Below are 9,493 nucleotides of genomic sequence, written 5' to 3'. Positions count from 1 at the left end.
GCCGGGGGACAACGTGACGATCGAGGGGGCGCTGATCACCCCGATTGCGCTGGAGGAAGGGCAGCGGTTCGCGGTGCGGGAGGGCGGCCGGACGGTCGGGGCCGGCGTGGTCGCCAAGATCCTCGCCTAATGGCCACCGCGACCGCCCCGCGTGGCGGGACCAGCCAGCGGGATGCGCTGGCGTCGGAACTAAAGGAGCGGCGAATGGCGCAGAAGATCCGAATCAAGCTCAAGGCCTACGATCATAAGGTGCTCGACCAGTCCGCGGAAAAGATCGTGGACACGGTTCGGCGGACCGGTGCGCGCATCTCCGGGCCTGTGCCGCTCCCGACCGACCGCAACGTGTACTGCGTGATCCGGTCTCCGCACATCGATAAGGAGTCGATGGAGCACTTCGAGCTGCGGACGCACAAGCGCCTGATCGACATCCTCGAGCCGACGCCCAAGACCGTCGACGCCCTGATGCACCTCGATCTGCCGGCCGGCGTCGACATCGAGATCAAGCTGTAAGCTGACCGACGCGTTTTGACGGGGAGCGAGGCACGATGGCAGCGATTCTCGGACGAAAACTCGGCATGACCCAGATCTTCGACGCGGCCGGCAACGTGGTGCCGGTCACCGTCGTCGAGGCGGGGCCCTGCGTTATCGTCGGGGTGCGCACGCCGGCGCGCGAAGGGTACGCCGCCGTCCAGCTCGGCTTCGATCCGCTCCCGGCCAAGCCCCGCACCCGCGCGCCGCAGAAGCCGTACCGCGGCGTCTTCACGAAGCGCGGGCTGGCGCCGATGCGCGTCGTTCGCGAGGTGCGTCTCGGGGCCGGCGAGACCTTCGAAGTGGGGCAGGCCGTCCGCGCGGACGTCTTCAGCGAGGGCGCCCGCGTGGATGTGAGCGGGGTCAGCAAGGGCAAGGGCTTTGCGGGCGCGATGAAGCGGCACAATTTCGGCGGGCAGCGGGATTCGCACGGCGTCAGCCTGATGCACCGCGCCGTCGGCAGCATCGGGTCGAGCAACATCGCGCGGGTGTGGAAGGGCAAGCGCATGCCCGGCCGGCTCGGTGGCGCGCGCACGACCGTGAAGGGGCTGCGCGTCGTGTCGGTCGATCTCGAGCGCAACGTGATCCTGATCCGGGGCGCGGTCCCGGGCCCGCGCGGCGCGGTCGTGCTGCTGCGGAGCACGTCCGGGGGGGCGGCGGCTCCGGGCCTGCCCCCGGGCACGGGGGCGAGGGCGGCGAAGGGAGCCCGCGCATGAGCCGGGAGTCGGCGATGAGAGACGCCCTGCCTCGCGGACGCCGCTCGACGATCACGCCGGGGTTCACGACGCGAATGTCGACCGTGTACGACGGCGAGGGCAAGGTCGTGGGCGAAGTGGAGTTGGCCGCGGCGATTTTCGGCCTGACGCCGCACACGCCGGCGCTGTACGAAGCCGTTCGCTGGCAGCTGGCCGGCCGGCACCGCGGCACACACGCGACGCTCACGCGCGGGATGGTCTCGCGCAGCACCCGCAAGCTCTACCGGCAGAAGGGCACCGGACGCGCGCGGCACGGGGCCCGGGGAGCGCCGGTCTTCCGCGGCGGCGGGATCGCCTTCGGGCCGCGGCCGCGGAGCTACCGGTACGTCCTGCCGAAGAAGGTCCGGCGGCTCGCCCTCCGGTCGGCGCTGTCGGCGCGCGCCGCGGAGGGGCGGATCGCCGTGCTCGACCGTCTCGACCTCGACCGCCCGAAGACCCGTACGCTCGCGGCGGCGCTGCGGGGGCTCGGACAGGTCACCTCCGGCCCGCGCCGCAGGCCCGAAGCGGTGCTGCTGGTGACGCCGGCGCCGAGCGAGGTCGTCGAGCGGTCCGCCGGCAACCTGCCGGGCCTGCGCGTCGTCGCGGCCGCCGCCCTCAACGTGCATGCGATTCTCGCCGCCGACCGGATCGTGTTCACGCGGGAAGCGCTCGAGCGGCTGGTGGAGGGCCTTCCGTCATGAGCCCGCACGGTCGCGGCCCGGACGGGCAGGCCGATCCGCGCGCCGTCATCCGGCGGCCGATCGTCACGGAGAAGAGCATGCGCGGGACGGCGATCAACAAGTACACCTTTGAAATCGATCCCGGATCGGCGAAGCCGGTGATCCGGGACGCGGTGCAGCGGCTCTTCAACGTACACGTCACAAAGGTCAACGTCATCCGGATTCCGGGACGGGCGCGGCGGCGGGGCCAGCACCACTACCGCGAGGCCGGGTACCGCAAGGCGATCGTCACGCTCGCCGCGGGCGACAAGATCGACATCGAGAAGCTGACGTGATGGCCGGGGGCCGGCCGCGATGACGATGGGCAGGCTCCACGGGCGCCACGCAACGATGGCGCCGGTGCCCCCGGCGCGAACGGAGGCCTGACGCATGGGCATCAAAAAGTTCAAGCCGGTCACGCCCGGTCGCCGGTTCATGACGGTGACGACGTTCGAGGAGATTACGCGGACGTCGCCCGAGCGGGCGCTCGTCGAGCCGCTCCTGAACCGGGCCGGCCGGAACGGCCAGGGCCGTGTGACGGTACGGCACCGCGGCGGCGGCCACAAGCGGCGGTACCGCATCATCGATTTTAAGCGCAACAAGGATGGGATCGCCGCGCGCGTGGCCGAGATCGAGTACGATCCGAACCGCTCCGCGCGGATCGCGCTCCTGCACTACCGGGACGGCGAGAAGCGGTACATCCTGGCGCCGGTGGGGCTCGGGGTCGGCGACGTCGTCGCCTCCGGGCCGGACGCGGAGATCCGGCCGGGGAACAACCTGCCGCTGCGGGCGATCCCGGTCGGCACGACCGTGCACAACCTCGAGTTGCAGATGGGCCGCGGCGGGCAGCTGGTCCGGAGCGCCGGCGCGGCGGCCCAGGTCATGGCCAAGGAAGGCGACTACGCGCAGGTGCGGCTGCCCTCCGGCGAGGTGCGCATGGTCCACATCGACTGCCGGGCGACGATCGGCCAGGTCGGCAACCTCGAGCACGAGGCGGTCAGCATCGGCAAGGCCGGGCGCACCCGGTGGCTCCGGCGCCGGCCGCATGTGCGGGGCGTGGTCATGGACCCGAGCAGCCACCCTCATGGGGGCGGCGAGGGCAAATCGCCGATCGGCATGCCGGGCCCGGTCACGCCGTGGGGCAAGCCGACGCTCGGCTACAAGACGCGCAAGACCAAGCCGAGCGACAAGTTCATCATCAAGCGGAGGAGCTAGGATGGGCCGGTCGCTCAAGAAGGGACCGTTCGTCGACGAGCACCTGCAGGTGAAGATCGACGCCCTCAACCGGACGCGCGAGCGCCGCGTGATCCGGACGTGGTCGCGCCGGTCGACGATCCTGCCGGACATGGTCGGCCACACGATCGCCGTGTACGACGGGCGCAAGCACGTGCCGGTGTACGTGACCGAAAACATGGTCGGGCACAAGCTCGGCGAGTTTGCCGCGACGCGGACGTTCAAGAGCCACGGCGTGCGGGTCGAGAAGACGACCACCGTGCGCCCGCTCCCGCCGGGCGGCGCGGCCCCGGCGGCGCCGGCCACGCCGCCGGCGTCGTCGTGACGCGCGGAGTGAGGGGGGCGGACTGATGGAAGCCAAGGCGGTCGCGCGGTACGTGCGCATCGCGCCGCGGAAGGTGCGGCCGGTGACGGCGCTCATCACCGGCAAGGCCGTGGACGAGGCGCTGGCCGTGCTGCGGTTCACGCCGAACCGGGCGGCGCACGCGGTCGCCAAGGTGGTGGCGTCGGCCGCGGCCAACGCCGAGCACAACTTGGAGCTCGCGCGGGACGCCCTGCGGGTCCGGCGAGCGTACGTCGACAGCGGTCCGAGCCAGCGGCGGATGCAGGCCCGCGCCCGCGGCCGGGCGGACGTGATCAAGAAGCGCAGCAGTCACATTACCGTGATCGTGGCGGATGAGTAGTAACCCCGCAAGGGGACTAGCCGGCGAGATGCGCCGGCTTCGCGGAGGGACGCCGTGGGGCAGAAGATCCACCCGATCGGCCTGAGGCTCGGCATCATCAAGGACTGGGAGTCCAAGTGGTACGCCGAAAAGAACTTCCCCGAGCTGATCGAGGAAGATCAGAAGCTCCGGGCCGCCATCAAGAAGAAGATGGGGCGCGCCGGCATCTCCCGGATCGAGATCGAGCGGGCGGCCAACCGCGTCCGCATCACGATCCATTCGGCGCGGCCCGGCATCATCATCGGCCGGGGCGGGACCGGGATCGACGCCCTCAAGAAAGAGCTGGAGGCGTCGACCGGCAAGGCGATCCAGTTGAACGTCCAGGAGATCCGGCGGGCCGAGCTCGAGGCGGCCCTCGTTGCCCAGAACGTGGCGGGCCAGCTCGAGCGGCGCATCGCGTACCGGCGGGCCATGAAGCAGGCTGTGGCCCGGAGCCTGCGCAGCGGGGCGAAGGGCATCCGCATCTCGTGCAGCGGCCGTCTGGCCGGCGCCGAGATCGCGCGGTACGAGTGGTACCGGGAGGGCCGGGTGCCCCTCCAGACGCTGCGGGCGGACATCGACTTCGGCGTGGCCGAGGCGCTGACGACCTACGGCCGGATCGGCGTGAAAGTGTGGATATATCGGGGCGACGTGCTGCCGGAGCGGCGGCGCGCGCCCGGCACGGAGGGACGGACCCGTGCGTCGGACACGGTCGTGCTGCCGTCGCGGCAGCCGCGGGTGACCGTGCAGCAGAGGAGGCCGGACGCGAATGTTGATGCCCAAGAGGGTCAAGTTCCGTAAGGCCCACCGCGGCCGGATGCGCGGCGAGGCCCACACCGGGGCGGCCGTCGCCTTCGGGGAGTTCGGGCTGCAGGCGCAGGACCGCGCGTGGGTCACCGCGCAGCAGATCGAGGCGGCGCGGCGCGCGATCACGCGGTACATCAAGCGCGGCGGCAAGCTGTGGATTCGGGTGTTCCCGGATCATCCGGTCACGAAGAAGCCGGCCGAGACCCGGATGGGCAGCGGCAAGGGCAATCCGGAACTCTGGGCCGCGGTCGTGAAGCCCGGCCGGGTGCTGTTCGAACTGGGCGGGGTGAGCGAAGCGGTCGCACGCGAGGCGATGATCCTCGCGGGACACAAACTGCCGATCCCGACGCGGTTCGTGCTGCGCGACGAGATCGGCGAGATCGGCGCGCGGGCGGCCGCCGGCGCCGCCGGACCGGCGGCGGGAGGACAGGCGTAATGGCGGAGTCGATGCGCGACCTGACCGAGGCGGAACTCAACAAGCGGCTCGCGGACGCGCGGCAGGAGCTCTTCACGCTGCGGCTGCAGCGGGCCTCGGGCAAGCTGCTGCAGCCGGCACGGATCGCGGGGACGCGGCGGACGGTCGCCCGGCTCCTGACCGAACTGCGGGCGCGCGCGCTCGGCGCCCTGCCTGGAGGCCGGCAATGAACGAGATGCACGCCCCCCTTGGGGGAGCCGCCGGCGCGGCCCGGGGGATCCGCAAGACGCGGACGGGGCGCGTGGTGAGCGACAAGATGCAGAAGACCGTCGTCGTCGAGGTATCGCGGCGCGGGCGTCATCCCGTGTACAAGAAGATCGTGCAGCACACCGCGCGGTACAAGGCGCATGACGAGCGCGGCGACGCGCACGTGGGCGACACGGTCCTGATCGCGGAGACGCGGCCCCTCAGCAAGGACAAGCGCTGGCGGGTCGTCCGGGTGGTGGAAAAGGCGCGATGATGGCGAGGGCACGATGATACAGAACTACACCCGCCTCAGGGTCGCCGACAACACGGGGGCGCGCGAGATCATGTGCATCCGGGTGTACGGCGGGTCCCGGCGCCGCTACGCGGCCGTCGGCGACGTGATCGTCGCCACGGTCAAACAGGCCATTCCGAACAGCGCCGTCAAGAAGGGCGAGGTCGTGAAGGCCGTCGTGGTGCGCACGGTGCAGCCGACGCGCCGGCCCGACGGCTCGGCGATCCGGTTCGACGACAACGCCGCGGTGCTGATCACCGATCAGAACAACCCGCGCGGGACCCGAATCTTCGGGCCGGTGGCGCGGGAGCTGCGCGAACGGCAGTTCATGAAGATCATCTCGCTTGCGCCGGAGGTGCTGTAATGGCGTCGATCCCGTCTCGCGCGGGACGAACTGCGCGGGTGCACGTCCGGCGGGGCGACACGGTCGAAGTGATCACCGGCAAGTACCGCGGCAAGCGGGGCAAGGTGCTGCGCGTCCTTCCGGACGAGGGGCGGATCATCGTCGAGGCGGTGATGGTGGCGAAACGCCACACTAAGCCGACCGAGAAGATGCCCGCGGGCGGCATCGTGGAAAAAGAACTGGCGTTTCCCGCGGGCAAGGCGATGCTGGTCTGCCCGCGCTGCGGGCGGGCGGTGCGGTTCGGGCACCGCGTGCTCGACGACGGCGGCAAGGTGCGGGTGTGCCGCCACTGCGGCGAGGTCATCGACAAGTAGCCATGGCACGGATGCGTGAACGGTACAAGACGGACGTCGTCCCGCAACTGCGGAAGCGCTTCGGGTACCGCAGCGTAATGCAGGTGCCCAAGGTCGAGAAGGTCGTCATCAACATGCGCGTGGCGGATGCCCTGCAGGACCAGCGGCATCTCGACAAGTCGGTCGAGGAGCTGACGCAGATCAGCGGGCAGCGGCCGGTGATCGCGCGGGCCCGGCGGTCGATCGCGGCGTTCAAGCTGCGCACGGGCAACCCGATCGGCTGCAAGGTGACGCTGCGGGGGGAGCGGATGTACGAGTTCCTCGACAAGCTCTTCAACATCAGCCTGCCGCGGATCAAGGACTTCAAAGGGATCCCGGCCCGGTCGTTCGACGGACGCGGCGGCATGAACATCGGGATCCGGGAACAGCTCATCTTCCCGGAGATCGAGTACGACAAGGTCGAGAAGATCCGCGGGATGGATATCGCCATCGTGACGACGGCGCGGACCGACGAGGAGGCGCGGGAGCTGCTGCGCGGCCTCGGGTTGCCGTTCCGCGAGGCCGCTCCCGCCGGGGGTGCTTAACGGATGCCGAAGAAGGCGCTGCTGAACAAGTGGCGGAGGCCGGTCAAGTTCAAAGTCCGGCGCTACAGCCGGTGCCGGCTGTGCGGCCGCCCGCGCGCGGTCTTCCGGAAATTTGGCCTGTGCCGGATCTGCCTGCGGACCCTCGCCCACAAGGGCGAGATCCCCGGCGTGGTCAAAGCCAGCTGGTGAACTGCGGATCGAGCCGTTGATCCAGGCGGAACTGGGTCCGAGGCGGCGCTGACCGACGCGTTTTGATGAGGTGACGGAGTGGGTGTGATTACGGATCCCATCGCGGATATGCTGACGCGCATCCGGAACGCGATGACCGCGCGGCACGACACGGTGCTGCTGCCGCCCTCGCGGATGAAAGTCGAAATCGCGAAGATCCTCAAGAACGAGGGCTTCATCGCGGATTTCGAGCTGGACAAGAAGGCCCCGCACCAGTTGCGGCTCCAACTGCGGTACGGCGAGCGCAAGACCGGCGTCATCACCGGGCTCCGGCGGATCAGCCGGCCGGGGCTCCGGGTGTACCGGCGCCGGACCGAGATTCCGCGGGTGCGGGGCGGCCTCGGGGTCGCAATTCTCTCGACGTCGCGCGGGATCATGACCGACCGCGACGCCCGGCGCGCCGGCGTCGGCGGCGAGATCCTGTGCTTCATCTGGTGAGGAGCCGAGCATGTCACGGGTAGGCAGACAACCGATTGTGATTCCTGCCGGCGTCGACGTGGCGGTCACCGACCGGACGGTGCGGGTCAAGGGGCCGAAGGGGGCGTTGGAACGGACCGTCCACCCCGACATCGCGGTCGCCGTCGCGGACGCGCCGGGATCCCCCGCCGGGGCAGGCCGGCGCATCACCGTGTCGCGGCCGACCGACGACCGGTTTCACCGGGCGCTCCACGGCCTGACCCGGGCGCTGATCGCCAACATGGTGCGGGGCGTCACCCAAGGGTACGAGGTGCAGCTGGAGATCCAGGGTGTCGGCTACCGCGCCCAGAAGCAGGGGAAGAAACTCTCGCTGCAGCTCGGATTCTCGCATCCCGTGGAGCTCGATCCGCCGGACGGGATCACCCTGGACGCGCCGGCGCCGAACCGGATCGTGGTCTCGGGCATCGACAAGGAGGCGGTCGGCCAGATGGCCGCCGGCATCCGCGCGCTCCGAAAGCCGGATCCGTACAAGGGCAAGGGCGTCCGCTACGCCGGGGAGCGGGTCCGGCGCAAGGCCGGCAAGGCCGGGAAGGCGGCCGCCGGCGCGGGCGGCGCCAAGGCATAGCCGGCGGGGGAGCCAACCATGATCAAGCGCAAGAGCCGCAACGAGTCGCGCCAGCGCCGCCATCTCCGGATCCGGCGCGGGGTGCGGGGGACGCCGGCGCGGCCCCGGCTGTCCGTGTTCCGCAGCGTGGCGCACATCTACGCGCAGGTGGTCGACGACCAGGCCGGCCGGACGCTGGCCGCGGCGTCGAGCCTCGACCCGGAGATCCGCACGCAGGCCGCCGGGGTGAAGAAGGCCGAGGCCGGCAAGCTGGTCGGGCAGCTGGTGGCCCGCCGGGCCAAAGAGCACGGCGTGAGCCGGGTCGTGTTCGACCGGGGCGGATATCTGTATCACGGCAGGGTGAAGGCCGTCGCCGACGGCGCCCGCGAAGGCGGGCTGGAATTCTAACTCGAGCGAGAAGAGGCGGAGGGACGGAATGCCGCGGTTCGTCAAGGGTAAGGGGCGGGGCAAGAAACCTCGCAAGATCGAGGCGCCGCCGGCGCAGAAGCCGGCGGACCTCGAGTATCTGCACCGGCGGGTCAAGGCCGACGACGTCAACCTGACGACGGAAAAGGCGATCTGGATCAACCGGGTCGCCAAGGTGACCAAGGGCGCGAAGCGCTTCAACTTCAGCGCGCTCGTGGTGGTGGGCGATGAGCACGGCCACGTCGGCCTCGGGCTCGGCAAGGCCGCGGAGGTGCCGGACGCGATCCGGAAGGGCACGGAGGAGGCCCGTAAGAGTCTCATGGGCGTCTCGCTGGCCGGTGCCTCGATCCCGCATGAGATCCTTTCCGTCTATGGGGCGGCGCGGGTGCTGTTGAAGCCGGCCGCGCCCGGCACGGGCGTCATCGCGGGCGGGCCGGTGCGCGCGGTGCTCGAGGCCGCCGGCGTCCGGGACATTCTGACGAAGTCGCTCGGCAGCAACAATCCGATCAATCAGGCGCGGGCGACGCTCAAGGGGCTGCTGGACATCCGGCTGCCCTCGGAGGTGGCGCGCACGCGGCGCAAGTCCGTGGAAGACCTGTTGGGACGGAGGGCGGCGCAGTGGCAGACGAGCGTATAGCCGGGAGCCGGGTGCGTGTGACGCTCCGCCGCAGCCTGATCGGCTGGCCGGCCGATCAGCGCCGCACGGCGATGGCGCTCGGGCTGCGCCGGATCGGCGCGAGCCGCGTGCACGCCGAGACCCCCCAGCTCGCAGGGGCCGTCCGCAAGATCCAGCATCTGGTGTCGGTCGAAGAGGTGGAGCATGGTCGGACTGGGTGATCTCCGGCCGGCCCACGGCGCGCGCC

At 70.7% G+C, this 9,493-nt stretch carries 20 protein-coding genes and 1 pseudogene; all 21 read left to right on the top strand.

Features of this window, described 5'->3' with window-relative positions; translation table 11 throughout:
- The coding region (gene tuf / locus VGZ23_17475; GenBank protein ID HEV2359383.1) for an elongation factor Tu at positions 1-130 on the top strand (130 nt) is incomplete at its 5' end.
- A 74-nt stretch (positions 131-204) separates the two neighbouring features.
- Positions 205-510: a 30S ribosomal protein S10 gene (rpsJ, locus tag VGZ23_17470; GenBank protein ID HEV2359382.1), complete on the top strand. Its 306-nt coding sequence runs from the start codon at positions 205-207 to the stop codon at positions 508-510.
- 35 nt (positions 511-545) lie between these two features.
- Entirely contained in the window at positions 546-1,244 is a 699-nt protein-coding gene (rplC, locus tag VGZ23_17465) for a 50S ribosomal protein L3 (protein ID HEV2359381.1), read from the top strand.
- A 14-nt stretch (positions 1,245-1,258) separates the two neighbouring features.
- Entirely contained in the window at positions 1,259-1,963 is a 705-nt protein-coding gene (gene rplD / locus VGZ23_17460) for a 50S ribosomal protein L4 (protein ID HEV2359380.1), read from the top strand.
- Complete coding sequence (rplW, locus tag VGZ23_17455) at positions 1,960-2,277, top strand: 50S ribosomal protein L23 (protein HEV2359379.1); 318 nt, start codon at positions 1,960-1,962, stop codon at positions 2,275-2,277. Before rplD ends, rplW begins: the two co-directional genes overlap by 4 nt.
- Positions 2,278-2,371: 94 nt before the next feature.
- Positions 2,372-3,196, top strand: a complete 825-nt coding sequence (gene rplB, locus VGZ23_17450; GenBank protein ID HEV2359378.1) for a 50S ribosomal protein L2 — start codon at positions 2,372-2,374, stop codon at positions 3,194-3,196.
- Between the two features lies 1 nt (position 3,197).
- Positions 3,198-3,479: pseudogene (gene rpsS / locus VGZ23_17445) on the top strand (30S ribosomal protein S19).
- 85 nt (positions 3,480-3,564) lie between these two features.
- Positions 3,565-3,897 (top strand): 50S ribosomal protein L22, encoded by a 333-nt coding sequence (gene rplV / locus VGZ23_17440; protein HEV2359377.1) that lies wholly within the window; start codon positions 3,565-3,567, stop codon positions 3,895-3,897.
- Positions 3,898-3,951: 54 nt separating this feature from the next.
- Positions 3,952-4,716: a 30S ribosomal protein S3 gene (rpsC, locus tag VGZ23_17435; protein ID HEV2359376.1), complete on the top strand. Its 765-nt coding sequence runs from the start codon at positions 3,952-3,954 to the stop codon at positions 4,714-4,716.
- Positions 4,685-5,158: a 50S ribosomal protein L16 gene (gene rplP / locus VGZ23_17430; GenBank protein HEV2359375.1), complete on the top strand. Its 474-nt coding sequence runs from the start codon at positions 4,685-4,687 to the stop codon at positions 5,156-5,158. The genes rpsC and rplP overlap by 32 nt, the downstream gene beginning before the upstream one ends.
- Positions 5,158-5,367 carry a 50S ribosomal protein L29 gene (gene rpmC / locus VGZ23_17425; GenBank protein ID HEV2359374.1) on the top strand — a complete coding sequence of 70 codons (210 nt, stop codon included), beginning with the start codon at positions 5,158-5,160 and terminating at the stop codon, positions 5,365-5,367. The genes rplP and rpmC overlap by 1 nt, the downstream gene beginning before the upstream one ends.
- Complete coding sequence (gene rpsQ / locus VGZ23_17420) at positions 5,364-5,657, top strand: 30S ribosomal protein S17 (protein HEV2359373.1); 294 nt, start codon at positions 5,364-5,366, stop codon at positions 5,655-5,657. Before rpmC ends, rpsQ begins: the two co-directional genes overlap by 4 nt.
- Positions 5,658-5,670: 13 nt before the next feature.
- Entirely contained in the window at positions 5,671-6,039 is a 369-nt protein-coding gene (gene rplN / locus VGZ23_17415; protein ID HEV2359372.1) for a 50S ribosomal protein L14, read from the top strand.
- A complete protein-coding gene (gene rplX, locus VGZ23_17410; protein HEV2359371.1) occupies positions 6,039-6,392 on the top strand; it encodes a 50S ribosomal protein L24 in 354 nt (117 codons plus the stop codon). Before rplN ends, rplX begins: the two co-directional genes overlap by 1 nt.
- A 2-nt stretch (positions 6,393-6,394) precedes the next feature.
- Positions 6,395-6,955 carry a 50S ribosomal protein L5 gene (gene rplE, locus VGZ23_17405; GenBank protein HEV2359370.1) on the top strand — a complete coding sequence of 187 codons (561 nt, stop codon included), beginning with the start codon at positions 6,395-6,397 and terminating at the stop codon, positions 6,953-6,955.
- 3 nt (positions 6,956-6,958) lie between these two features.
- A complete protein-coding gene (locus VGZ23_17400) occupies positions 6,959-7,144 on the top strand; it encodes a type Z 30S ribosomal protein S14 (protein HEV2359369.1) in 186 nt (61 codons plus the stop codon).
- Positions 7,145-7,228: 84 nt separating this feature from the next.
- Complete coding sequence (gene rpsH, locus VGZ23_17395) at positions 7,229-7,621, top strand: 30S ribosomal protein S8 (GenBank protein ID HEV2359368.1); 393 nt, start codon at positions 7,229-7,231, stop codon at positions 7,619-7,621.
- A gap of 10 nt (positions 7,622-7,631) precedes the next feature.
- Positions 7,632-8,225 carry a 50S ribosomal protein L6 gene (gene rplF / locus VGZ23_17390; protein HEV2359367.1) on the top strand — a complete coding sequence of 198 codons (594 nt, stop codon included), beginning with the start codon at positions 7,632-7,634 and terminating at the stop codon, positions 8,223-8,225.
- Between the two features lie 18 nt (positions 8,226-8,243).
- Entirely contained in the window at positions 8,244-8,612 is a 369-nt protein-coding gene (gene rplR / locus VGZ23_17385; GenBank protein ID HEV2359366.1) for a 50S ribosomal protein L18, read from the top strand.
- Positions 8,613-8,640: 28 nt separating this feature from the next.
- Positions 8,641-9,267 (top strand): 30S ribosomal protein S5, encoded by a 627-nt coding sequence (rpsE, locus tag VGZ23_17380; GenBank protein ID HEV2359365.1) that lies wholly within the window; start codon positions 8,641-8,643, stop codon positions 9,265-9,267.
- On the top strand, positions 9,249-9,467 hold the full coding sequence (rpmD, locus tag VGZ23_17375) for a 50S ribosomal protein L30 (GenBank protein ID HEV2359364.1): 219 nt from the start codon (positions 9,249-9,251) through the stop codon (positions 9,465-9,467). The genes rpsE and rpmD overlap by 19 nt, the downstream gene beginning before the upstream one ends.
- Positions 9,468-9,493: the final 26 nt, after the last annotated feature.

The organism is bacterium (genome assembly GCA_035945995.1).
GTDB lineage: Bacteria > Sysuimicrobiota > Sysuimicrobiia > Sysuimicrobiales > Segetimicrobiaceae > DASSJF01.
The sequence above is the reverse complement of the archived record's forward strand: the minus strand, read 5'-3'. Positions and strand labels throughout refer to the sequence as shown.